This is a genomic window from Paenibacillus sp. JJ1722, assembly GCF_048282685.1.
Lineage (GTDB): Bacteria > Bacillota > Bacilli > Paenibacillales > Paenibacillaceae > Paenibacillus > Paenibacillus polymyxa_B.
Genome location: NZ_CP182500.1, coordinates 2272233 through 2296427, shown reverse-complemented (window position 1 = coordinate 2296427; position 24195 = coordinate 2272233). Strand labels below are relative to the sequence as shown.

Here is a 24195-nt window from a genome sequence, read left to right as displayed (position 1 = left end):
TCACATCATTTGACTAACTTCGTCAAAATTATAGCACAATTCAAGGTAAAAAAACTTTAATGGGAGCGATCGCGTCTGATTCATCCCGACCATATATGCCTAAAAACGTTTTATCCTCTTTATACAAACGGAAGGGCTGGTTGTCCGTCACAGGTGGTGAAATCATATTCAGCGACAGACGTTGGCCTTGCAGAGCCGCAGTTACCTTGGCTTCAGCCACTATATGCTCAGGCATATAGTCAATCGCCTGATCCGTTGTAATAAGTCGCTCTCCAAGACTACCATCCGCTACGAAACGCTCTATCTCTTCGAAAGTCAGACAACGTTCCGCAGGAATTCCCGCAGACATGGTTCGCTCCAGCTTAACCATCGTTGAAGGATATCCTAATTCACGGCCAATATCAACACATAGTGTACGGATATAAGTACCTTTGGAGCATAAGGCACGAAAAGAAATATCCACATACGCCCCCGTCTCCGCGAATCCCGTCATTTCCAACTCGTAAATGCTCACTTCACGACTTTTGCGTTTCACGGTTTTGCCTTCTCGAGCCAGTTCATATAGACGTTTGCCATCCACTTTTAGCGCGGAGAACATTGGAGGCACTTGGGAAATCGTACCAACAAAACGTTTCAAAACCGCTTTGACTTCCACTTCCGTCACCTCTACTGGACGTTCACTCTCTTCCGTGATTTTCCCAGTTAGGTCTTCGGTATCCGTGGCAATTCCTAATCGCAGTGTAGCCCGATATTCTTTGGGCCGCTCTTGCATGTATTCCACCACACGGGTGGCACGTCCCAGACACAAAGGCAAAACACCAGTTACTTGCGGATCAAGCGTTCCAGTGTGTCCGATTCGCTTCATACCTAATAAACGGCGAGCCTTGGCCACCACATCATGAGAGGTAAATCCAGCAGGTTTATAGACAGGTAGAACGCCTTCCCAAGTTGCCTGTTCCTTCTTTATCGGGTTCATAGCTCAGACTTCACCCGCCCTACAACTGTCTCAATGATATCTCCCAGCTTACCCTCTAGCCGGCAGCCAGCTGCACGTACATGTCCACCGCCTCCAAATGATTGAGCCAGCGCAGCTACATCAACATTCCCTGCCGACCTCAAGCTGGCCTTGACCGCTTGATCATTAATAACCTTAAAGAAAATGCCTACCTCAACTCCACGAATATTTCTTGGATAATTCACAATGCCTTCCAAGTCCTCATTTACAGCGCCACATTCCGTCATGTCGTCAGGTGATACTACGACCCAAGCAACTTTTCCATCCTCCGACATCGTGAGCGTTTGCAATGCTTTTGTCAGCACCTTCATTTGTGGAAAAGTCATCTCCTCGAGCAATTTCTCGGATAAAGATGGACCATCTACACCGTAAGCAAGTAGCTGTGACACAGTAGACATCACTTTCGGTGAAGTGTTGGAGTAACGGAAACCTCCTGTATCCGTTAGTAACCCTGTATATAAAGCCGTAGCTATTTCGACATCCCAGGTTACTGCAAACTTTTTCAGTAGGTCAAAAAGAATTTCTGCTGTTGCCGCAGCATCCGACTTAATCACATTAACTGTACCATACGCATCATTCGTTGGATGATGATCAATATTCAGGATAATGGCATCTTCCGTAAAAAACTGCTCTGTCAAACCAACACGACGGTAATCCGCACAATCTACACAAATGATCCGGTTGTATTTCCGTTCTGGCGGTTGCTGGCTCATATCCATAATCTCATCGGCATGCCATAAAAAATCCATACGCTTGGGAATAGGTCCCTCATTTAGCATGGTAAATTTCTTCCCCAGACATGAGAGAAGCCAGCCCACCGTTACGGTGGAGCTGACTGCGTCTCCGTCCGGCTGTACATGCGATACGATCAGGAAATCATCATGCTCCAGAATAAATTCCTTCGCTTGTTGAAGCGCCTGTTCATAGGTATGCATTGCCTTCTCCTTTACATTCAGTTCATGGTTCCTTCAGACAAACTAAAAGTTGTATTTTTCATCCTTGTCGATATCACTCAGCAGTTTTTCAATTCGACTACCGTAAGCAATAGATTCGTCAATTTTGAAAATCAACTCAGGAATATGGCGCAGCCGTATCCGTTTGCCGAGTTCAGAACGAAGATAACCGTTCGCTTTGTCCAATGCCTTCAGGGAAGAATTTTTTTGTTCTTCATCCCCGAGCACGCTCAAGTATATTTTCGCTTGGGACAAATCATTTGTAAGATCGACACCCGTTACCGTGATAAAACCGATGCGGGGGTCTTTTAATTCAGTTTGTATGAGTTGGCTTAGCTCCTTCTTGATCTGCTCGCCAACCCGACCTGTACGTATTTTAGCCATGGATGCTCACCTCTCTGCCGTTAGCGCTCCACTGTTTCCATGACGAACGCTTCAATAATGTCGAGTTCCTTAACATCATTATAGCCATCAAGGGTAATACCACATTCGTAACCTTGGGCAACTTCTTTTGCGTCGTCCTTAAAGCGTTTCAGTGAGTCGATTTTACCTTCAAAAATGACGATACCATCACGAATCAGGCGTGCTTCTGCTGAACGGGTAATTTTACCAGATGTAACCATACAACCAGCGATCGTACCGACTTTAGTAACTTTGAATACGTTACGTACTTCAGCATGCCCAATCACATTTTCTTTATATTCAGGATCCAGCATGCCCTTCATGGCTTGCTCTATTTCTTCAATGACATTGTAAATGACACGGTGTAGACGAATATCCACTTTTTCAGCTTCCGCTGTAGATTTCGCCTGGTTATCCGGACGAACATTAAAACCAATGACAATAGCATTGGAAGCTGCTGCCAAAATAATATCGGATTCAGTGATTGCTCCTGCACCACTGTGAAGAATTTTAACGCGCACACCTTCGACTTCAATCTTGTTCAAGGAACCTTTCAACGCTTCGACGGAACCTTGTACGTCACCTTTAATAATGACGTTCAGATCCTTCATTTCGCCATCCTTGATGTGTTGGAACAGGTCATCCAGTGTTACACGGGTATTACTGCCCAGATCAGATTGGCGTTGCGTGATCGCACGTCTGTCAGCAATAGCACGAGCTTTGCGCTCATCCTCAAACACCATGAATGGATCGCCAGCAAGTGGAACTTCTGTCAAACCAGTAATTTCAACTGGAGTGGAAGGACCTGCTTCCTTAAGACGACGACCTTTATCGTTGACCATGGCACGCACACGTCCGAAGCAGTTACCCGCTACGAAAGCATCGCCGACTTTCAGTGTACCGTTCTGAACGAGGATACGGGCTACAGAACCGCGACCTTTATCCAGTTCTGCCTCGATGATGGTACCACGTGCCCGTTTGTTCGGGTTCGCTTTGTACTCATTCACTTCAGCTACGAGCAGAATCATCTCGAGAAGGTCTTCCAGACCCATTCTTTGTTTCGCGGAAACGTTGACGAAAATTGTATCGCCGCCCCACTCTTCAGGTACCAATTCATATTCAGTGAGTTCTTGCTTCACTTTATCCGGGTTGGCATCCGGTTTGTCGATCTTGTTCACAGCTACGATAATTGGCAGACCTGCCGCCTTCGCATGGTTAATAGCTTCGACCGTCTGTGGCATAACACCGTCGTCAGCTGCAACCACGATAATCGTCATATCTGTCACTTGGGCACCACGTGCACGCATAGCAGTAAAGGCTTCGTGACCCGGTGTATCCAGGAAAGTGATTTTTTTGCTGTTAATTTCAACTTGGTATGCACCAATATGCTGTGTAATACCGCCAGCTTCGCCACCGGTTACATTAGTTGAGCGAATGGCATCCAGCAAAGTTGTTTTACCATGATCGACGTGACCCATAATCGTTACAACCGGTGGACGTGTTTTGAGATCCGCAGGATCATCATTTTCTTCCACGGTTTCAAAACGATCTTCTTCGACAGGAATTTTCACTTCTACCTCGACACCAAAGTCTCCGGCAAGCAAGAGGATGGTATCCATATCCAGTTCCTGGTTGATGGTCGCCATTGTTCCGAGCACAATCAGTTTTTTGATGACTTCTGACGCATCCTTATGAAGAAGCTTGGCTGTTTCGCCTACGGTCATCTCACCACGCACAATAATTTTCTTAGGCGTGTTGTCGATTTTCTCGCGACGCTCCTGTTGTTGACCTTTACCACGATTGTTAAATTTCCCGCCACGATTGCTGCCGCCGCGATTATTGCCTCCACGACCACCGTTACCACCGCGTCCGCCGCCTTGACGGTTATCGTCAAAACGTCCTTGACCGGAACGGTTACCACCGTTGCTGGAGTTACTACCTGTACGGTTGCCACCACTACGGTTCGCATTGTTGCTACCTGTGGAGGATGATGTTCTTACAGCCGTACCACCCTGACTACTTCCCTGAGGGCGTGAGTTAGTGCTTTGGTTACCTTGAGGACGCGAACCTGTGTTACCGCCGGGACGCTGTTGTCCTCCCTGTTGTTGACCATTACTGCGGTTCTGTGTACTTTGCTGACCAGTGGGTCTGCTAGTACTTTGTTGACTGCGGTTTTGACCGCCCTGCTGACTGCTTTGCGCTTTTGGAGCGCTACTTCGGTTACTGTTTTGGTTGTTGTTTGTCCTATTCATACTTACCTGCTTTTCCTGTTGATTTTTGGTTTGCTCAGTTGAATGATTACTATTCTGGCTTGAACCGGCCTGATTCGAGCTTACTTGCGCCGTACCTGCTCCGCCTTGCTTGGCCGCAGCATTGGATTTAATATTCTTAAAAAAACTTTCCACTTTACCTACGGCATCATGTTCCATGACGCTCATATGGTTGTTCACGGGAATATCCAGCCGTTTAAGAATGGTGATAATTTCTTTGCTGCTCATGTTCAACGATTTGGCGTATTCGTATACCCGCACTTTGTCTTTGCTTTCTTGTTTACTCAATATACTCCACCTCCGACATTATCCCCGCATGTTTCTTGATCAATTTCGCGAATCCTTGATCCGTCACAGCCAGCACAACCCGTTCAGGTTTGCCGATACTGCTTCCCAAGCTTTCCCGGTCAAATCCTATCAATAAGGGGATTTTGTACGTCCCGCACTTGTCGCGGAATTTCTTTTGAGTATTCATTGAAGCATCTTTCGCAAGAATGACCAGCTTGGCTTCTGAAGACCTGATCGCTTTAAAAACGATCTCATCACCTGTTAGCAGCTTGCCAGCTCTCATGGCAAGACCCAATCCAGACAGCGCCTTATTCATCCTGCACGCTGCCTTGTGCCGCCAGGAATTCTTCCTCGACGGCAGCAAAATCACGACTTAGCTGCTCATAAATATCAGGATGAACCGAGTGCTTCAATGCTCGATCCAGTGCCTTGCTCTTTTGAGCCAGCTTGAAGCAGGCGGCTTTGCCGCACAAGTAAGCGCCGCGTCCCGACTTTTTGCCAGTCAAGTCAATCAATACTTCGTCTTCAGGGGTTTTGACGACACGGATCAACTGCTTCTTTGGCATCATTTCATGACAGGCCACACATTTGCGCAAAGGTATCTTTCTCTGTTTCATGCATTAACCCCCCCCTACACTCCGCTTAATCTACAGAAACGGAATCCTGATGCATTTCATCGGTGGATGTTCTCGGTCTGCCGAGTTCTTCCTCCGCCTGTGTTTCACTCTTAATATCAATTTTCCAGCCCGTAAGCTTAGCAGCAAGGCGAGCATTTTGCCCTTTGATACCAATAGCAAGAGAAAGCTGATAATCAGGCACAATAACACGCGCCATTTTCTCTTCTTCAAATACTTGCACTTCGAGCACCTTGGATGGACTCAGCGCATTAGCCACGTATTCATCAACATTATCGGAATAACGTACAATGTCAATTTTTTCGCCACGCAGCTCATTTACAATGGTCTGTACACGTGTACCTCTAGGACCCACACAAGAGCCGACCGGATCAACCTCGGCGTTACGGGAATGAACCGCGATTTTAGAACGGAAGCCTGCTTCACGCGCTACGGAACGAATCTCTACAACACCATCAAAAATTTCAGGCACTTCGAGTTCGAACAAACGCTTAAGCAGACCCGGATGTGATCGGGACAGCATAATTTGCGGTCCTTTGGTTGTGTTTTCTACCTTGGTGATATAAGCCTTAATTCGATCCAGATGGCTAAATTTCTCATTAGGCATCAATTCACCTAACGGGAGAACCGCTTCCACCTTACCAAGATCAATATAAATATTACGTGGGTCTTGGCGCTGTACAGTTCCTGTTACAATATCCTCTTCCTTGTCCACAAACTTGTTGTAGATCAGTCCCCGTTCCGCTTCGCGGATACGCTGGGTCACGACCTGCTTCGCAGTTTGTGCAGCAATCCGTCCAAAATCACGTGGTGTGACTTCAATTTCAGCGATATCTTCCAACTGAAAATGCGGGTTAATCTCACGGGCCGCAGGCAACGAAATCTCGGTGCGAGGATCCAATACCTCCTCAACGATCAGCTTGCGGGCATATACCTTAATGACTCCCGAGTTGCGGTTCATATCAACACGCACATTTTGTGCGGTGTTGAAATTCCGTTTGTAACTGGAAATCAAGGCTGCTTCAATGGCCTCAAACAGCACATCCTTGCTGATCCCCTTTTCTCTTTCCAACTCGTTCATTGCTTCAATAAAATCCATACTCATGGATTACTGCTCCCCCTTTCAAATGATGCACCTGCGTACTGGTCGGCACACGAGGTAAAAAAACGTGTAGTACATGTCAAACAGCAACAGTCAAATCTGAATTAAAATATGATCGCGAGCCTTGCACCAGCTACCTTGTCATAAGGTATAACATGCTTCTTTTGTCCGTTTTGAACGGTGAGTTCCCCATCTTCAAAAGAAAGCAAACGACCTTCGAATTCCTTCAGGCCGTTGATCGGCTCGTATGTAGTAACGAATACGTTTTTGCCTACCGCTTTAGTAACGTCCTCCGCTTTTTTCAGCGGTCTTTCGGCGCCTGGTGAAGACACTTCCAGAAAATATGCTGTAGAAACAGGGTCATTTTCATCCAACTTTTGACCCAGATATTCACTGATCATACTGCAGTCGTCCAGATCAATTCCTCCGTCTTTGTCTACAAAAACGCGAAGAAACCAATTGCTGCCCTCTTTGACATACTCGACATCGACCAGTTCAAAACCATGCTCATCGAGGTAAGGTTGGGCCATTTCTTCTACTACTGATTTGATCTTTGGTGTGCTCAAAGATTATAACCTCCAAAAGTGAACTTTCCTGTGGTGAAAAAAAGACGCCCTATTGCCATGGACAATGCTTCTCCATCACCGGCATTTTCATTTTCATTTGATGTAATGTTCATTTCGGGCTCACTGCAAATAAACCGGCGTACCGGTTTCGTGCCCAAAAATAACCTTTTCACGTTGTAACTGTATATCAAACAGTAAAGAGTGGGTTTCCCCACTCTTTTAGCAACGGTTTTATCTCCATGATTACCAAAAAAATTATAACATAACCATAGTTATGTGACAAGTGCCAGAGCTTGACTACTGTAGTTCGGATTAAAACAGAGACAGCTGATTACTCTCTGGCAGACCTCGAAAGCATCCCAACTGGGATAGCATTTCGACAATGGTTTTACTTGCCTTCGATTTTTGTTGAAAATCCTCGACAGACAAAAATTCACCCTGTTCACGGGAGGCTGCGATGTTACGTGCTGCATTGTCTCCAATTCCCTGAAGAGCTCCGAATGGCGGAATGAGTGAATCTCCATCGACCTTGAAGCGTGTAGCTTCGGAACGGTACAAATCAATGGATTTAAAACTAAACCCGCGAGCCGTCATTTCCAGAGCCATTTCTAGGATCGGAAGCATCCCTTTTTCTTTGGGCGGTGCCTGAAAGCCGAGCTGCTCGATTTCGACAATCTTCCGCGCGATTGCATCATATCCCTGACAGCACAGCTCAATATCAAAATCGGCTGCACGTACTGAAAAGTAAGTCGCATAATATTCAATCGGATGATACAGCTTAAAGTACGCTGTGCGCACTGCTGAAATAACATAGGCTGCAGCATGCGCCTTCGGAAACATGTACTGGATTTTCAGACAAGAATCAATGTACCACTGTGGCACTTTGCATTTTTTCATTTCCTCAATCCATTCAGCACTAAGCCCCTTACCTTTACGTACGCTCTCCGTAATTTTAAAGGCCAGACCTGCGTCCATCCCTGCCTTGTAAATCAGAAACAGCATAATATCGTCACGGCAACCAATTACAGTCTTGATGTTGCAGGTATTATTCTTAATCAGTTCCTGTGCATTCCCCAGCCATACGCCCGTGCCGTGAGACAGTCCGGATATTTGCAGTAAATCAGCAAAAGAACTTGGCTGCGACTCTACTAGCATTTGGCGTACAAACTTCGTCCCCATCTCTGGTACACCATAGGTTGCTACAGGCGTGCGGATTTGCTGGGGGGTTACACCGAGCGCCTCCGTGGAGTTGAACATGCTCATCACTTTAGGATCATTCATTGGAATGGTCGTAGGATCGACACCGGTCAAATCCTGAAGCATTCTCATCATAGTCGGATCATCATGACCCAGAATATCGAGTTTGAGTAAATTCGCATCAAAAGCGTGATAATCAAAATGCGTTGTTTTCCATTCCGAGCTTGTATCATCGGCGGGATACTGTACCGGCGTAATATCCTCGACCTCAATATAATCGGGAACAACGACAATTCCGCCTGGATGTTGCCCTGTACTACGTTTGACCCCTGTACAGCCCGAAGCCAGCCTGTTCAGCTCAGCCCCACGCCATTTTTTATGATGCGCCTCTTCATATTTCTTTGCAAAGCCAAAGGCAGTTTTTTCGGCAACTGTACCTATGGTTCCAGCACGGAATACACTTTTCTCACCAAACAGTACTTTCGTATAGTTATGTGCGACAGGCTGATATTCGCCAGAGAAGTTCAAGTCAATATCGGGAACTTTATCTCCCTTAAACCCAAGAAACGTTTCAAACGGAATATCCTGTCCCTCACCCTTCAATTTGCCACCACAGTTCGGACAGTTTTTGTCTGGCAAGTCAAATCCACTCGGCACACTACCGTCCAAAATCCATTCGCTATGTCTGCATTCAGGATTACCACAAATATAATGTGCAGGCAGTGGATTAACCTCGGAAATTCCGAGAAAGGTAGCGACCACAGAAGATCCAACAGAACCCCGTGAACCTACCAGATATCCATCCTTATTAGACTTTTTAACCAGACGCTCGGAAATGAGATAATTGGCAGAGAAACCGTATTTAATAATCGGCTCCAGTTCTTTTTCAAGGCGGGCTACAACCACCTCGGGCAATTCCTCACCATAGATGGATTTAGCCGTCTCGTAGCAAGTGTTGCGGATTTCCTCGTCCGCCCCATCCAGCAAAGGTGTAAACAGCTTGTCAGGGAACAACTCCAGCTCCTCAAACCGATCCGCCAGCTCAATGGTATTCTTCACAACGACTTCATAGGCTTTCTCCTCGCCCAAAAACTCGAATTCTGCCAGCATTTCGTCTGTGGTGCGTAAATGCGCATCTGGCTTACGAATATCTTTTAGCGGGCTAAATCCCGTAATGCCGTGTATCGTAATATCACGGTACAGCTTATCGCGAGTTTCCAAATAGTGAACATTACCTGTGGCAATTACGGGCTTATCAAGTCGCCGACCAATTTCGCATACTTTGCGTATCGCCGTTTTCAGAGCATCAGGCCCACTTACCAATTGCTTTTCCACTAGATGCATATACATTGTCAAAGGCTGAATCTCCAACACATCATAAAACTGTGCAATTTCCTCGGCCTCTTCCTCGGACTTGTTCAACACAGCCTCGAAGAACTCTCCTTTTTCGCAGCCAGAAATAATAAGCAACCCGTCTCTCATTTCTGACAATTTTGATTTAGGAATACAAGGCACACGCTTGAAATATTCGGTATGAGACATCGAAACCAGCTTGTACAGATTTTTTTTACCAATCGGGTTGAGGGCATAAATACAGCAGTGAAAAGGACGAACGGTCGATAAATCCTTACCCACATAATCATTCAGACGATCGAGCATTTTTAAACCCTTAATTTGTTCCGCATCATTCAGCAAGCCATTCAGCACTTCAGTCAGTGCGACTGTATCGTCAATGGCCCGGTGATGGCTTTCGAGCGCCACTTTATATTTGGTCGTCAGCGTATTCAGACGGTGGTTTTTCATCGTTGGAAACAGTAAACGAGCCAGTTCGAGCGTATCCAGTACCGGATTGGTCATTTCAGGCAAGCCCATATTTCGAAGGGTGGCCTGGATAAAGCCGACATCAAATCGCGCATTATGGGCAACCAATACAGCATCGCCAGCAAAAGCTACAAACTCCTTCATAACAGGTTCTACATCCGGCGCATCCTTGACCATTTCATCGTTAATGTTGGTCAGTTGTTGGATATTGTAGGGTATACGCTCATGCGGATTGACAAAGGTAGCATAACGATCAACTTCTTTGCCATCATGCATTTTTACAGCCGCAATCTCAATAATTTTATTCTGTGTAACCGATAAACCGGTGGTTTCAATATCAAAAACGACATAAGTCGCTGTTTTCAAATTTAATGGTTGTGCCTGCATTACAACCTCAACGGCATCATTAACCACGTTAGCCTCAATACCGTAGATCATTTTAATTCCGTTTTTCTTCGCTGCTTTTGCTGCATCAGGATAGCATTGCACACCACCGTGATCGGTGACCGCAATCGCTTTGTGCCCCCATTTGGCGGCTGTTTTGACGTATTGATCAATCGAGGCGACAGCATCCATTGCACTCATCTTTGTGTGTAGATGGAACTCAACCCGTTTTTCCTCTGCCTTATCCTTACGTGTGGGTGGAGCCTGTACTTCAACTAGATCGGAAGGAATCATAACCAGCTCGGGAATTTGCATAAAACGATCATATTCAACTCGCCCCCGCACTTTGACCCATTTCCCGTTAGCCAACAAACTGAGGATCTTCAGATCTTCTTTAGTTTTAGCAAACATTTTCATTTGCAGGGAATCACTAAAGTCGGTCAAATAATACGTAAACAACGTACTGCCATTGCGCAATTCTTTACTATCCAAACCGAAGATTGTCCCTTGTAAGGTGACTTTCTTTTCTTCGTCCTGAATATCTTGCATCGGAACAGCCGGTTCTTTGATGTCATAACCAAATTGAAGCCGTACGTCTCCTTCTTCTTCGTCCAAAGGCGGCATTTCGGATTCCATACTTTCCATCATCTGCTGAATAACTTCGCGTTCTTCCTGCATCTTCTTCTCTTGGAATTGCTGTAATGCCTCCTGGTTACTTTCACCCACCTGGACTTTAATGCGCATAGAGAGCCCGAAATATTTATTGTAAAATTTGATGATAGCTTGATCTATCTGCTTTTTACGCGCCAGTTCCAATGACATACTGTCGCTCATCGTTAGCAATAATAGACCGTCTTCCCACTCATGCACAGCCCGATTCAACCAACCGTTAACAGAAGGAATCTCACGATGTACCCACTCTAGAAAAAGTTTCCAGTATTCACTAATGATATCACCCGGCTGAATCTGCTCACTATACTGAAAACGGAACGTAATTTTTGCGATGTGACTCATTTTTTCCTGTACTTGAATACAGAACGTACGATACACCTGAGCGGGGACCAGTGTCTCCTTGGCAATAGTGATATTCCAATCCTTATTGGTACGGCTAATCTCCACTTGATCAATCCAACCGTCCAAAAAATAAGGTTCAACCACTCCCGTCGGCATCACAACCTGCTTCATCAGCAGTTCCAGCCGCTTTCTCTTTTCTTCAGCTCCGCCCATGGCTCTCCCCCCAATTTCAAATCTACCATTCTGAAAACATGAAAAGCTTCTGCGTCAAAAACATCTCCGACCGCAAAAGCTTTTCGTAACCCTCTTTAATCCTCCTCACAACGACATAGATCCTTCGGAACATTGTCCGGTAACAGCTACCCTGTCGGCGAAGAGAATGAAGTGAGTATAGTGGTATTGCCCTACTTCTATATTAGTACGCCCGTGCGAACACTACTGTATGCTTGGCAGGTTTGCCACAGCACAAACATGTGGACTTTTGCTCGGTTGTTTTAAACGGTATATTACGGCTTGTAGCACCTGTCACTTCTTTAACTTTGTCTTCACATTCTTCAGATCCGCACCAACCTGCCAAAGTAAAACCGCGTTTTTCCTCCATGAGAGTCTTCATTTCGTCCAACGTATCGACAGAATAGAAATTTTCTTCCATGAAATTTTTCGCACGATCAAACATCTCCTGCTGTACCTGTGCGAGCATCGCGTGTACTTCCTCAACCAGATTATCCTGCTGCACGATTTTTTTCTCACCGCTGATACGGGATACGAGCACACAGACGCCGTTTTCCATATCACGAGGCCCGATTTCCATACGAACCGGCACACCGCGCATTTCATATTCATTAAATTTCCAGCCTGGGCTTACATCACTGCGGTCGTCCATTTTAACACGCACTCCCGCTTGTTTCAACTCAGCAAATAGTTCATCTGCACGAGCGATAACGGCATCACGCTTCTTAGGTGGTCCAATTGGAACCATAATAACCTGCGTAGGCGCAACTTTAGGAGGTAATGCCAGACCACGGTCATCTCCATGGACCATAATCAGTGCGCCGATCAAACGTGTACTTGTTCCCCATGAAGTCGTATGCGCGAATTCCAGGTTGTTTTCACGGCTCAAATATTTAATGTCAAATGCAACAGCAAAATTAGTTCCCATATAGTGGGAAGTCCCAGCTTGTACCGCCCGTCCATCCTTCATCATCGCTTCCAGTGAAAATGTATCCTTCGCACCTGCAAACTTTTCAGAAGGTGTTTTCTGTCCAGTAATAACTGGAATAGCTAGAACTTCCTCAATAACCTCACGGTATACTTCCAGCATTTTCATCGTTTCTTCACGTGCTTCTTCTTCTGTTTCATGGGCCGTGTGACCTTCTTGCCACAAAAATTCACTTGTGCGCAAGAAAGGCAGTGTGCGTTTTTCCCAACGCACTACGTTAGCCCATTGGTTAATAAGCACCGGCAGATCACGATAGGATTGAATCCATTTAGAGTACATATGACCTATCATGGTTTCCGAAGTCGGACGTATTGCAAGACGCTCTTCCAGCTTTTCTCCACCAGCCTCGGTTACCCAAGGTAGTTCAGGATTAAACCCTTCAACATGCTCTTTTTCCTTTTGAAAAAAGCTTTCGGGAATGAACATTGGGAAATAGGCATTACGGTGGCCTGTTTCTCTGAAACGCACGTCCATGGCTTCCTTGATATGCTCCCAAATTTCAAAACCATCGGGGCGGAATACAATACATCCGCGAACAGGGGAATAATCCATCAGTTCTGCTTTTTTAATAACATCAATATACCATCGGGAAAAATCTTCGCTCTGCGGCGTAATTTCCTCGACAAACTGTTTATCATTCGACATAGAAATGCATGTCCTCCCATATAGACCGTTTTTATATAAGTCCGTCTCTAATTAACCATTAATTAAGCGTAAAATATCGTTATACGTGACCGCAATCATAAGCAGGAATAGCATAGCAAAACCAACGAAATGGACCATTCCTTCCCTGCTCGGATCAACGGGACGTCCTCTTACCGCCTCCACACCAAGGAAAACAAGTCTGCTTCCATCCAGCGCCGGAATAGGCAATAAATTAAATATCCCCAGATAAAGACTCATTATAGCAGTCCAATATGTCAACTGCTCAATCCCCTGCTTGGCAATTTGCCCCGTCACTTCAAAAGTACGTACCGGGCCTCCCAGGTCGTTGATAGAAAAACGTTGAATGAGCTGGCTAAATCCTTGGAAAATAATATCGGTCGTTCTGACCATGGATTGTCCGGCAAATTTGAACGTTTCACCCACACCTGCTTGGCGTTTTGGAAGTTCAGGCACAATGCCCACCTTGCCACCCTTTTGTCCTTCCATTGCACGAGGTGTAATAGTAAGATCAAAGGTCTTATTATCACGGCGAACCGTCCACTTCATCGGCTTGTCTTGAGAATCCGCAATCAGTTTGATCATGTTTTCAACATTTGCACCAATGGCTATTCCATTCACCGATTCGATGATATCTCCCTTATGCAAATCAGCTTCAGCAGCGGGCATACCTGCTGTAATTTCACTAATTTGGACATAGGTCGGGTTGTCCACTTGTATGCCGACCATCTGAATATGAAGACCAAACAGAATAAAGGCAAGTATAAAATTCATCAGTGGTCCAGCAAAAATAGCCATCGCACGCTGTCCTACTGTTTTACTCCCATACTGCCGATCCTTTGGTGCAATCTGAATGGATTGTCCTTTGGTTACCATCATCGCTTGCGGGTGTACTGTGTATTGCTGATCTTCGCCATCTACATCCAATTTTAAAGTTAACGACTGTTCCAGATCAATATCCAACACTTCGCCGCGTACCACATTCTTGCGATTATCCAGTTGATCTAGATAGATGGTTTTAACGACGTCATCCGTTACGCGTACAGCAATCGTTTGTCCGGTCTCAATTTCATTGATCTCCGGATCCTCTCCCGCCATGCGGGCAAAGCCACCAAACGGCAACAAACGCAGCGTAAATCGCGTCTCGTTTCTTTTATAAGAAAACAGTTTCGGACCGAAACCGATCGCAAACTCCCGTACCAGAATCCCGGCGCGCTTGGCAAAATAATAATGCCCCCATTCATGCACCGTCACTATGACGAAAAACATGAGCACCGTCATCAACACTATTTGAATCGTTTCCAATCGTTTCCGTTCCCCTTTCAATGAGATCGAGTTTGTCTTCCTAGATTATCATTATTCTCCAATCCCGCACAAGAGAATCACATTTCGTTTCTTAACCCAGCATTAGCCTACAACCCCGCAGCTATGCTACGAGTCTCTCCGTCACAGGCTTCAATCGCAGAAAGATCAGGATTAGCCACATTGACATGCCGCTCCAGCACACGTTCAATAATAGCTTCAATATGCAGAAAAGAAATTTCTCCACGCAGGAAACGGGCAACAGCAATCTCATTAGCTGCATTAAATGCGGTCGGTGCTGTACCACCCATTTTACCACATTCGAAGGCAAGCCTTAAACAAGGAAAACGATTATAATCCATTTCCTTAAAATGGAGTCTACCCACTTCAGCCAGTGACAACGGCTTCGCCGGGGACTTCATACGCTCAGGGTAAGTCAACGCATATTGAATGGGTACTCTCATGTCCGGATTCCCAAGTTGAGCAACAATGCTTGTATCCTGAAACTCAACATAGGAATGAATAATGCTTTCCGGATGAAGCAACACATGAATCTGCTCATAATCAAGTCCGAATAGCCAATGCGCCTCAATGACTTCCAGCCCCTTGTTTACCATCGTTGCTGAATCAATCGTAATTTTGGCCCCCATTGACCAATTGGGATGCTTGAGTGCATCTTCCACGGTAACTTCACGCAACTGTTCTCTTGTCAAATCTCGAAAAGAACCCCCTGATGCTGTGAGGGTAATATGTGCCACATCTTTCATACGCTCACCATTCAAGCATTGGAAAATAGCTGAATGCTCACTGTCAATCGGCAGCAACGGCACTCCTTTCGCCCGAGCCCGCGCTGTGACCAGATGACCAGCAGTAACCAGTGTTTCCTTATTGGCCAAACCGATCTGTTTTCCAGCCTCAATCGCGGCCAGCGTGGAGTGCAATCCGACACTGCCCATTACAGCCGTCACAACCATATCCGCCTCTGTGTTCGCAGCAAGCTCAACGAGTCCTTCATTTCCCCAATACAGTTCCATTCCAGAAGGCAGTAAAGGACGAATTTCATCCGCCAACTGCCGAGTACCCACAGACACCTTTTTGGGTTTATAGAGATGCGCCTGCTCAGCAAGTAACTTTATATTAGAACCACCTGCTAAAGCCTCAACAGTAAACTGATCCGGGTGCATGGACACTACATCCAGCGTTTGAGTTCCAATAGATCCGGTTGAACCAAGTACCGTAATTCTTTTCATGATGCACCTTCCTATCCTGAAAATCACTTTTAGCCAGGAGCTCATTGTTTGTTATTCAGGCAGCTATGCTACTGGTTCCATCCTTCTAATAACGCAGAGTGAGCAACATAGAGATTAAGCCTGAGCATAAACTGTAATCAACAGACTCATGGAAGCAGCATCAGCATATGTACAAATGGAAAAACGACAATCCAGCTGTCGCAGCGGTCTAGTATACCACCGTGCCCTGGCAGCAGATTACCGGAATCTTTAATGCCGTACACTCGTTTGTATGCAGATTGTACCAAATCGCCCAGTTGTCCCACAACTGCACACGACAAACCGATGCCGATGGCTTTGCCCCATGGCAGCAGTCCACCTGACAATCCAGCGAATACTAGAGCTATAACCAACGCTAAAACAATGCCGCCAATGGATCCTTCGACCGTTTTGTTTGGACTAATCGCAGGCCATAGTTTCGTCTTCCCTGCCATTTTGCCTACAAAATATGCCCCTGCATCACTTGCCCAAATACAAGCCAACAATAAAAAAGTCCATAACAGTCCATGTTCCATATGACGTGATTCCGCTATATACGAAAATCCAAACCCTATATAAACGGTACCAAGGAATAGTATAGCTACCGTTTGAATTGGGATTTTATTTTTCGTTCCTACCGTGATGATCATAAAAGCTATCATTACCAGCCAAAGCATACTGGCAATGGGTAAGGGTGAGTGCAAACCAAAAGGTTCATATGGAAATACAAAAGCTAATATGCTTACGTATCCGAGTATTGCTGTACCTCCAAAAGGAGATACCTGCGTCATTCGTGCGAACTCATAAAATCCGATTAGGGCCATCGCCAATATAAGCAAATGGTAGGCCAAGCCGCCCCACAGGACCATCGCCAAAAAGAATATGCCTGCCAGAATACCGGTAATTAATCTCTGTCTCAACGGCTTTCATCCTCCATTTACTTCAGTCCGCCATACCGCCGTGTTCTTTGCTGATATTCGATCACTGCTTCGTATAAGTGTTCTTTCTTAAACTCAGGCCAATAAATATCAGTAAACCACAACTCACTGTAGGCAAGCTGCCAGAGCATAAAATTACTAAGTCTAAGCTCACCGCTTGTTCGAATCAGTAAATCAGGGTCTGGCATACCACTAGAAAGCAACGTATTACCGATCAGCTCAGATGTTATATCTTCTGTTTTAAGCTTCCCATCCGCAATTTGACGCCCCAATGTTTGCATGCATTCTGTGATTTCCAACCGACTTCCATAATTTAATGCGAAATTAAGAACAAGTCCGGTATTATTTTCAGTTCGTCGAGTCGCTTCAGTCAGCGCCTCAACGGTATGGGAAGGTAAATGTTCCTTGTTTCCCATCATACGCACTTGCACATTTTTTTCAATCAGCTCATCTAGCTCAATAGCCAGAAATTCCTGCGGTAAGCGCATTAGAAAATCAACTTCGTCCTTTGGACGCGTCCAATTTTCAGTTGAAAATGCAAACAAAGTCAAATACTTAATACCCAGTTCATCCGCCGCAATTGCTGTGCGTTTCACTGCCTTCATTCCATTTTGGTGCCCTACAATCCGCGGCATTCCAATCCGTTTGGCCCATCTGCCGTTCCCATCCATGATGACAGCAACATGCTGCGGAATATTGTCTTTTGAAATGGCCGGTGTTTGCTGTTTTTGTTCCCCGTTCCACCAAGACCGAACCCGTTTGATCATTCCAGTTCCTCCAGCATTCTCTGAAAATGTGCCTCAGGCTTGAAAAGAGACAAACCCCACCGTAAGGGAGGGGCTGCCAATCTTTTAAACTTCCATAATTTCTTTTTCTTTTGCAGCTAAAACTTTATCCACTTCAGCAATAAATTTATCAGTTGTTTTCTGGATATCTTCCTGATATTTACGAGATTCGTCCTCGGAAATATCACTTTTCTCCATTTTTTTGATGTCATCATTTGCATCACGACGAATGTTACGAATAGCGACCTTCGCTTCTTCACCGTTCTTTTTCGTCAACTTCACCAAGTCAGTTCTGCGCTCCTCCGTCAAAGCAGGAATGCTCAGACGAATGGTGTTGCCATCATTCGAAGGTGTCAAACCTAAATCGGATTTTTGTATAGCGCGCTCGATATCGGCCAAGGAAGATTTGTCCCAAGGCTGAATCATCAAGGTCCGGCTGTCAGGTGTATTGACATTCGCCAGCTGGTTGACTGGAGTCATTGCACCATAATACTCTACCTGCACACGGTCCAGTAAAGCTGGTGTCGCCCGTCCTGCACGCAAAGATGCAAGATCACGTTGCAATGCTTGGATTGCTTTTTGCATGCGCTCCTCAGCACTCTTTTTCACAGATTGTGGCATTAATTTACACTCCCTTTGACGATCGTACCAATTTTTTCACCCAGCACGACACGTTTAATGTTACCTTGCTCTGTAATAGCAAAGACAATCAACGGAATATTGTTATCCATGCACAACGAGGAAGCAGTAGAATCCATGACACCGAGATTTTTGTTGAGCACATCCAAATACGTAAGCTGCTCATATTTCTCAGCTGTGCTATCTTTAAACGGATCAGCAGAATATACGCCATCCACTTTATTTTTAGCCATCAGAATCACTTCCGCTTCAATCTCAGCGGCACGCAGTGCAGCTGTAGTATCAGTCGAGAAGAACGGATTACCTGTACCTGCTGCAAAAATTACAACCCGACCTTTTTCCAAATGACGGATAGCTCTACGGCGGATGTATGGTTCTGCAATCTGTTGCATCGCAATGGATGTTTGTACACGCGTAGGTACTTCAATCTGTTCCAAAGCATCCTGTAAGGCCAGTGAGTTCATCACTGTTGCCAGCATACCCATGTAATCTGCCGTGGCCCGGTCAATTCCGTTGGCACTTCCAGCAATACCACGCCAGATGTTACCGCCACCACACACGATAGCAACTTCTACTCCCAGTTCCACCACATCTTTGACTTGTTCAGCAATGGACGCAATCGTATCCGCATCAATACCGTAACCGTTAGGGCCTGACAGCGATTCACCACTAACTTTCAGGACAACACGCTTAAACACAGGTTTTTCCAAATGATCACCCTCCAATATCATTTATACTTTATGTAACAGGATAGGTGTCCTGTTGCAAGAAAAGGAACACTGATGTGTTCCATTTCCGTTTTTTTCATATGCAATTACCGTTCGTTGGTAATTATTGTTTCACTTGAGACATAACTTCTTCGTAGAAGTTGTCTTCTTTTTTCTCCAAACCTTCACCCAGTTCAAAACGAACAAAGCGACGCAGGGAGATGTTTTCGCCAATTGTACTGATTTTTTCGTTGATAAGCGTGGAGATTGTTTTGTCCGGATCTTTGATGAAAGATTGCTCCAGCAAACAGAACTCTTCATAGAACTTACCAATGCGGCCTTCAACCATTTTCTCAACGATTTTCTCTGGTTTACCTTCGTTCAGAGCTTGTGCTTTCAGGATTTCTTTTTCTTTTTCGATTTCTTCCTGTGGCACTTCTTCACGACGGACATAACGAGGGTTCGATGCAGCGATATGCATTGCAATGTCGCGTACAAAATCTCTGAACTGGTCTGTTTTAGCTACGAAGTCTGTTTCGCAGTTTACTTCTACCAGTACGCCGATACGGCCGCCAGCATGAATGTAGGATTCAACAACACCTTCAGTAGCAATACGACCTGCTTTGTTGGCTGCAGCTGCAAGTCCTTTTTCGCGCAGAACTTCAACCGCTTTTGTCAAATCACCGTTTGCTTCTTCAAGCGCTTTTTTACAATCTAGCATTCCTGCGCCTGTTTTTTCACGAAGCTCTTTTACTGCGCTAGCATTAACTGCCATATTATTTCCCTCCAAATTTGATTTTCAGTGGTATACCGTGCTTTATTCCTTAAAAAAAGGGTAGTGAGAGGTTATACACCTGCCAACCACCCTTTTCATTTAATTCATATAGGTATTTCCTAATGGAAATATTATGCTGTAGTTTCTTCGCCTTGGTTTGCTTCCATAACTGCATCAGCCATTTTACCTGTCAGCAATTTAACAGCGCGGATTGCGTCGTCATTACCTGGGATAACATAGTCGATTTCGTCTGGATCGCAGTTTGTATCAACGATACCTACGATTGGGATACCCAATTTGCGAGCTTCAGCAACCGCGATACGTTCTTTGCGTGGATCAATGATGAACAGAGCACTCGGAAGGCCCTTCATGTTTTTGATACCGCCCAAGAATTTTTCAAGACGATCTTTTTCTTTGCGAAGAATGATAACTTCTTTTTTAGGAAGAACTGCAAATGTACCGTCTTCTTCCCAAGCTTCCAGTTGTTTCAAACGGTCAATACGTTTTTGAATCGTTTGGAAGTTAGTCAGCGTACCACCCAACCAACGTTGGTTAATGTAGAATTGACCAGCGCGTGCTGCTTCTTCTTTAACGGAATCTTGTGCTTGTTTCTTCGTGCCTACGAACAGAATTGTACCATTCTCAGCTGCAATGCTTTTTACGAAGTTGTAAGCTTCCTCAACCTTTTTCACTGTCTTTTGCAAGTCAATGATGTAAATACCGTTTCTTTCAGTGAAGATATAACGATCCATTTTCGGGTTCCAGCGACGTGTTTGGTGACCAAAGTGAACCCCAGCTTCCAAAAGCTGTTTCATGGAGATTACTGCCATCTTCACGCACCTCCTAAGTTTGGTTTTTTGTGTGTCCTCCGCCGACATCATTTTTCATAAAGACTTTCCATTGGAAAGCACCCTCTATAAAATTAACCGACGTGCGTTTTTAACACCGTCAATTAATATACCATAACACTTGCATCGTTGCAACCAACTTTTCGACAATAGTTGGAACAACGCAAAATGTGACGTTTTACGCCACTTATCGAACTTGTCAGCATGAATAAAAGCCGTCCACTTCCCGGTCTGGTCAGTTGGACGGCTTTTTCGTAATTTTAGTAATAATAGAACTGAAATCCTCACCTTTAGCAAACTGATAGGTACCCGTACGAATTTTGGTATTGATTTTTTCGGCCTTAGCTGCTGCCTCAAATGCACTAGCATCAGATACGACCCCTGCCCGTTGCAATCCTGATGCCACACTTCTCAAATTGCTTCCCGATGCAATGCTATACTGCACTTGTGGGGTGGCAGGCTGCTTGGGGATATTGGGAGTCGGTGTAGTGCCGGATCTTTGAGTTTGCGGCTTATTCGGACTTTGTGGAACCGATGTGCTAGTCGAAGGTTTAGACGCAGTCGAGGATGTGCTGTTTGCAGGTGCCTTTGGTGTTGCCGGCGTTTGAGCTGGTTTAGCCTTTTGGGGTGCAACCGGAGTTTTATTACCTTCCTTGATCACCTTATTACGCCATTCCTCTTCTGTCATTTTCGGATCAGAGCTGTCACTGATCTGAAGATTTAATTCGGCTGCTGCCTTTTCTAACTGCTCTCGCGTCATGTTTTTCGGGTCTGTGGAAGATTGCTGTGATTGTCCCTGACCGATCATTGCCAATTGCAACAGCAATGCCCCCGTTATCAGACCAGTACCCATGCCTAGCATAAATGAACGGTTTTTGATCACGTTACATCCTCCCGCTCCGCGAGTTGCAATATGAGCTGTACTTCACCCCGTTGAATGCCTGATTGCTTGGCTATATAGTCCACTGACTTGCCTTGCTCATGCAGCGCAAACAACTCTTGATAACGATCACGGATGGACTCTGCTTCCTGCTCAGTTTCAGGGTCTTGTAATACCGTCTGCTCCTCCATAGTTATGAGGGGAGCTTCTGAACCAGAGTAGCCTTCCTGCACAGACATTCCAGGTTGCGGACTTTGAAATTGACCGTATGCAACCGCTGCCTGATGAGAAGTAGCTGTATGTTGTATTTCCTTAGATACAGGCTCGGTTTGCATAGAGACAGTCGCAAACATAGCCTGGTGCTCAAGCTCCACGATACGGCGCCGAAGCTCAGCTACTTGCTCCTGTAATGCCGCCTGTTTAACTGTATGCTCCTGCTTCATACCCGAAACGAGCTCAATCAACTCGTCATTATCGTTTTCAATATCGGCCATATATTGCTCCAATGTGGCCTCGACCTTTTGGACGACGGCCTCTTCTGTTCCCCGGCTTGGCTGACGCTTAGGCAGAAGCCAGGCGTAGACAACAGCTGCGGCGCCCAGCAGAACAATATAAATCCATGGTTGATCCACTGCCCATCGTCTCCTTTAATAACGCTTCTCCACCTGTCGGATCAGAGCGAAAAATCAATATGGTGTCCCTTGAACGGATGCTCTGCCGGATGCTCCTTAGGTAGCTCAGACTCATCTGAGCGGGAGCGGCTCTGCTGGGAAGAATCTCTGCTCTGCCCTCCTGTTTGCCGCTCACCGACGAATGTTTCCGCAGACTGGTCTACGGCACTGCTTCGCTGACGCATGTTTTCCGTCTCCAACGCGGCCTTTTGTCCAAGCAATGCTTGATCATTCATCGGCCGCTGCTGGGACTCACTTTGGTATTTTCCTGCTTCGCTGGTGCGAGGTACGGCAATTTGCAATTCAACAGCCTTCAAGCTCATTGGACCACACCCTTTCCGATTGGGCATCCGTTCTGTCTTCCAAGGAATACAAAGTTTAATGTTGTTTTTCAGTGTGCCGAATTACACGTAGGAGGACATGCTGATGTCTCCTTCGTGATAATAAAACGCCATTCTTTCCACTGAATCTTTAATAAATTTTGTATATCTGCCGATAACTATTTTAGAGCCACCGTAAATCACATTTTTCACTTCTACCCGTGCGCGGCTTGTATCCTCTAATGTTCGTTCAATTTCAAGCATTCTGGACTTGGTTTCCAAAAGCTCCTGTTCATTAGACTTTTTAGTAGATGTCAGCTTGATTCGCATAGCCATTCTTTCAGGTGCAAGCTGTCCGGCGGCGGCAAGCTGATCCAATATGGTAAGAGCCTTATTCGTTTTATCCTGACTGTCTGTCTGCTGCTTCAAACGTGCGCGGAGTTCTGTCAGTTCATCGCGCAGTTCGGGAAGCACACCAACTTCGATAACAGTAGCTGTGGACATCGTATTACCGATGGTACGAGCCACTACCTTTTTACCAGCTTGTACACTGCCACCTACGATAAGCCCTTTGGTCCCCTCACAGAGTACATTTACACTCGCTTTAATCTGGGAATGCATGATGCTCTGGGATACAAGTATATCGCCTCCGGCAATCACGTTACCATCTTGTATGAATGAGCATTTGACATTTTGTGCAGCTTTCACGAACCCCTTATGGTATCCGATAATACCGCCACTGATTTCCACTGAACCTTCCGCCTCAATTTCAGCGCCTTCCACACCACCGATGACACGAATGTCGCCAGCCGCCCGAACACGAAAACCAGTCAAGACATTCCCACGAATGACGACGGTTCCAACAAAATCAATGTTACCGACACTATAATCGACGTCCCCGTTCACTTCATATACAGGGAATACATTAAGTTTGCCCTTTTCAGTCGTAGTCACCAGTCCGTCAATAGCCGCATACATCGCAACACCTTCTGGATGGATCACTACATTTTTTCCGACTTTAAAACGCGCCTCTTTACCTGGAAGAAAAGGAATTTCCTCTCCGGTTACAGCAATCCCCGGTACACCCGGCACAGGATCAACCCGTTCGGCAATCAGTTGACCACGTTTTACATTTCTTAAACGAGTTAATTCTTTATAATCCACCCGTCCATCCACGGTTTCAAGCGGCTTATGTGCATCTTCGCCAGTCACAATATCAGCCAGATTAATTTTTCCGTCTGTGCCATGGATCGGCTGCTTTCCCTGAGCAATCAGTAATTTTCCGAAGAAATGATCTTCCGGACTTGCCGCAAATACACGAATTGCATCGGTCATTAAACCGTAGGATATTTTTTGGTTGCTTAGAAAACGCTCTAATTCTTCCACAGAACAGGCAAAGCCTTCTTCACGTTTGGCAAACTCCAAGTAGGCGGTTTGTTTGTCAGGTGAGACAACCACTTTTAAAAACTGGTCCAAAGCATATTGCTTCTCCACAAGGGTGCTCCTTCCGTCTAACTGTTACTGTAACCTCCC

22 protein-coding genes are annotated in these 24195 nt (G+C 45.6%); all 22 read right to left on the bottom strand.

Going from position 1 to position 24195, the window contains the following annotated elements:
- Positions 1-40: 40 nt before the first annotated feature.
- The 22 genes from truB to ACM1ND_RS10340 all read right to left on the bottom strand — a co-directional run bounded on the left by truB (position 41) and on the right by ACM1ND_RS10340 (position 24156).
- On the bottom strand, positions 41-976 hold the full coding sequence (gene truB, locus ACM1ND_RS10445; RefSeq protein WP_418027635.1) for a tRNA pseudouridine(55) synthase TruB: 936 nt from the start codon (positions 974-976) through the stop codon (positions 41-43).
- Positions 973-1950: a DHH family phosphoesterase gene (locus ACM1ND_RS10440; RefSeq protein ID WP_264453879.1), complete on the bottom strand. Its 978-nt coding sequence runs from the start codon at positions 1948-1950 to the stop codon at positions 973-975. Before ACM1ND_RS10440 ends, truB begins: the two co-directional genes overlap by 4 nt.
- A gap of 42 nt (positions 1951-1992) precedes the next feature.
- Positions 1993-2352, bottom strand: coding sequence for a 30S ribosome-binding factor RbfA (gene rbfA / locus ACM1ND_RS10435; RefSeq protein WP_418027634.1), 360 nt, complete (start codon positions 2350-2352; stop codon positions 1993-1995).
- Positions 2353-2372: 20 nt separating this feature from the next.
- Positions 2373-4928 carry a translation initiation factor IF-2 gene (infB, locus tag ACM1ND_RS10430; protein WP_028542714.1) on the bottom strand — a complete coding sequence of 852 codons (2556 nt, stop codon included), beginning with the start codon at positions 4926-4928 and terminating at the stop codon, positions 2373-2375.
- On the bottom strand, positions 4921-5244 hold the full coding sequence (locus tag ACM1ND_RS10425) for a L7Ae/L30e/S12e/Gadd45 family ribosomal protein (RefSeq protein WP_025720915.1): 324 nt from the start codon (positions 5242-5244) through the stop codon (positions 4921-4923). Before ACM1ND_RS10425 ends, infB begins: the two co-directional genes overlap by 8 nt.
- Positions 5237-5545: an RNase P modulator RnpM gene (rnpM, locus tag ACM1ND_RS10420; RefSeq protein ID WP_007430067.1), complete on the bottom strand. Its 309-nt coding sequence runs from the start codon at positions 5543-5545 to the stop codon at positions 5237-5239. Before rnpM ends, ACM1ND_RS10425 begins: the two co-directional genes overlap by 8 nt.
- A 25-nt stretch (positions 5546-5570) precedes the next feature.
- The gene (gene nusA / locus ACM1ND_RS10415; RefSeq protein WP_013309927.1) at positions 5571-6668 is read right to left on the bottom strand and encodes a transcription termination factor NusA; all 1098 of its coding nucleotides are present in this window, start codon (positions 6666-6668) and stop codon (positions 5571-5573) included.
- Positions 6669-6769: 101 nt separating this feature from the next.
- On the bottom strand, positions 6770-7231 hold the full coding sequence (gene rimP, locus ACM1ND_RS10410; RefSeq protein WP_418027633.1) for a ribosome maturation factor RimP: 462 nt from the start codon (positions 7229-7231) through the stop codon (positions 6770-6772).
- A 312-nt stretch (positions 7232-7543) separates the two neighbouring features.
- A complete protein-coding gene (locus ACM1ND_RS10405; protein WP_068940658.1) occupies positions 7544-11860 on the bottom strand; it encodes a PolC-type DNA polymerase III in 4317 nt (1438 codons plus the stop codon).
- A gap of 202 nt (positions 11861-12062) precedes the next feature.
- Entirely contained in the window at positions 12063-13511 is a 1449-nt protein-coding gene (gene proS / locus ACM1ND_RS10400) for a proline--tRNA ligase (RefSeq protein WP_013309924.1), read from the bottom strand.
- Between the two features lie 51 nt (positions 13512-13562).
- Positions 13563-14834 (bottom strand): RIP metalloprotease RseP, encoded by a 1272-nt coding sequence (rseP, locus tag ACM1ND_RS10395; protein ID WP_023988213.1) that lies wholly within the window; start codon positions 14832-14834, stop codon positions 13563-13565.
- Positions 14835-14941: 107 nt separating this feature from the next.
- Entirely contained in the window at positions 14942-16081 is a 1140-nt protein-coding gene (locus ACM1ND_RS10390) for a 1-deoxy-D-xylulose-5-phosphate reductoisomerase (RefSeq protein ID WP_053325266.1), read from the bottom strand.
- 146 nt (positions 16082-16227) lie between these two features.
- The gene (locus ACM1ND_RS10385; protein ID WP_023988211.1) at positions 16228-17019 is read right to left on the bottom strand and encodes a phosphatidate cytidylyltransferase; all 792 of its coding nucleotides are present in this window, start codon (positions 17017-17019) and stop codon (positions 16228-16230) included.
- Positions 17020-17036: 17 nt separating this feature from the next.
- Positions 17037-17804, bottom strand: coding sequence for an isoprenyl transferase (locus ACM1ND_RS10380; RefSeq protein WP_023988210.1), 768 nt, complete (start codon positions 17802-17804; stop codon positions 17037-17039).
- 84 nt (positions 17805-17888) lie between these two features.
- Positions 17889-18443, bottom strand: coding sequence for a ribosome recycling factor (gene frr / locus ACM1ND_RS10375; RefSeq protein WP_023988209.1), 555 nt, complete (start codon positions 18441-18443; stop codon positions 17889-17891).
- Positions 18443-19171: a UMP kinase gene (gene pyrH, locus ACM1ND_RS10370; protein ID WP_013309918.1), complete on the bottom strand. Its 729-nt coding sequence runs from the start codon at positions 19169-19171 to the stop codon at positions 18443-18445. Before pyrH ends, frr begins: the two co-directional genes overlap by 1 nt.
- A gap of 121 nt (positions 19172-19292) precedes the next feature.
- Positions 19293-19943: a translation elongation factor Ts gene (tsf, locus tag ACM1ND_RS10365; RefSeq protein WP_013309917.1), complete on the bottom strand. Its 651-nt coding sequence runs from the start codon at positions 19941-19943 to the stop codon at positions 19293-19295.
- Between the two features lie 131 nt (positions 19944-20074).
- Entirely contained in the window at positions 20075-20773 is a 699-nt protein-coding gene (rpsB, locus tag ACM1ND_RS10360; protein ID WP_013309916.1) for a 30S ribosomal protein S2, read from the bottom strand.
- A 253-nt stretch (positions 20774-21026) separates the two neighbouring features.
- A complete protein-coding gene (locus tag ACM1ND_RS10355) occupies positions 21027-21674 on the bottom strand; it encodes an endolytic transglycosylase MltG (protein ID WP_209941773.1) in 648 nt (215 codons plus the stop codon).
- Positions 21671-22303: a hypothetical protein gene (locus ACM1ND_RS10350; protein ID WP_209941764.1), complete on the bottom strand. Its 633-nt coding sequence runs from the start codon at positions 22301-22303 to the stop codon at positions 21671-21673. The genes ACM1ND_RS10355 and ACM1ND_RS10350 overlap by 4 nt, the downstream gene beginning before the upstream one ends.
- Before the next feature lie 41 nt (positions 22304-22344).
- Positions 22345-22665 (bottom strand): hypothetical protein, encoded by a 321-nt coding sequence (locus ACM1ND_RS10345; RefSeq protein WP_023988206.1) that lies wholly within the window; start codon positions 22663-22665, stop codon positions 22345-22347.
- 81 nt (positions 22666-22746) lie between these two features.
- Positions 22747-24156, bottom strand: a complete 1410-nt coding sequence (locus tag ACM1ND_RS10340) for a DUF342 domain-containing protein (protein WP_023988205.1) — start codon at positions 24154-24156, stop codon at positions 22747-22749.
- Positions 24157-24195: the final 39 nt, after the last annotated feature.

Coding starts and splice junctions, on each gene's coding strand:
- truB (WP_418027635.1), bottom strand. CDS start 976: ATGAACCCGATAAAGAAGGAACAGGCAACTTGGGAAGGCGTTCTACCT.
- ACM1ND_RS10440 (WP_264453879.1), bottom strand. CDS start 1,950: ATGCATACCTATGAACAGGCGCTTCAACAAGCGAAGGAATTTATTCTG.
- rbfA (WP_418027634.1), bottom strand. CDS start 2,352: ATGGCTAAAATACGTACAGGTCGGGTTGGCGAGCAGATCAAGAAGGAG.
- ACM1ND_RS10425 (WP_025720915.1), bottom strand. CDS start 5,244: ATGAATAAGGCGCTGTCTGGATTGGGTCTTGCCATGAGAGCTGGCAAG.
- rnpM (WP_007430067.1), bottom strand. CDS start 5,545: ATGAAACAGAGAAAGATACCTTTGCGCAAATGTGTGGCCTGTCATGAA.
- nusA (WP_013309927.1), bottom strand. CDS start 6,668: ATGAGTATGGATTTTATTGAAGCAATGAACGAGTTGGAAAGAGAAAAG.
- ACM1ND_RS10405 (WP_068940658.1), bottom strand. CDS start 11,860: ATGGGCGGAGCTGAAGAAAAGAGAAAGCGGCTGGAACTGCTGATGAAG.
- proS (WP_013309924.1), bottom strand. CDS start 13,511: ATGTCGAATGATAAACAGTTTGTCGAGGAAATTACGCCGCAGAGCGAA.
- ACM1ND_RS10390 (WP_053325266.1), bottom strand. CDS start 16,081: ATGAAAAGAATTACGGTACTTGGTTCAACCGGATCTATTGGAACTCAA.
- ACM1ND_RS10380 (WP_023988210.1), bottom strand. CDS start 17,804: ATGATCAAACGGGTTCGGTCTTGGTGGAACGGGGAACAAAAACAGCAA.
- frr (WP_023988209.1), bottom strand. CDS start 18,443: ATGCCACAATCTGTGAAAAAGAGTGCTGAGGAGCGCATGCAAAAAGCA.
- tsf (WP_013309917.1), bottom strand. CDS start 19,943: ATGGCAGTTAATGCTAGCGCAGTAAAAGAGCTTCGTGAAAAAACAGGC.
- rpsB (WP_013309916.1), bottom strand. CDS start 20,773: ATGGCAGTAATCTCCATGAAACAGCTTTTGGAAGCTGGGGTTCACTTT.
- ACM1ND_RS10345 (WP_023988206.1), bottom strand. CDS start 22,665: ATGAGCTTGAAGGCTGTTGAATTGCAAATTGCCGTACCTCGCACCAGC.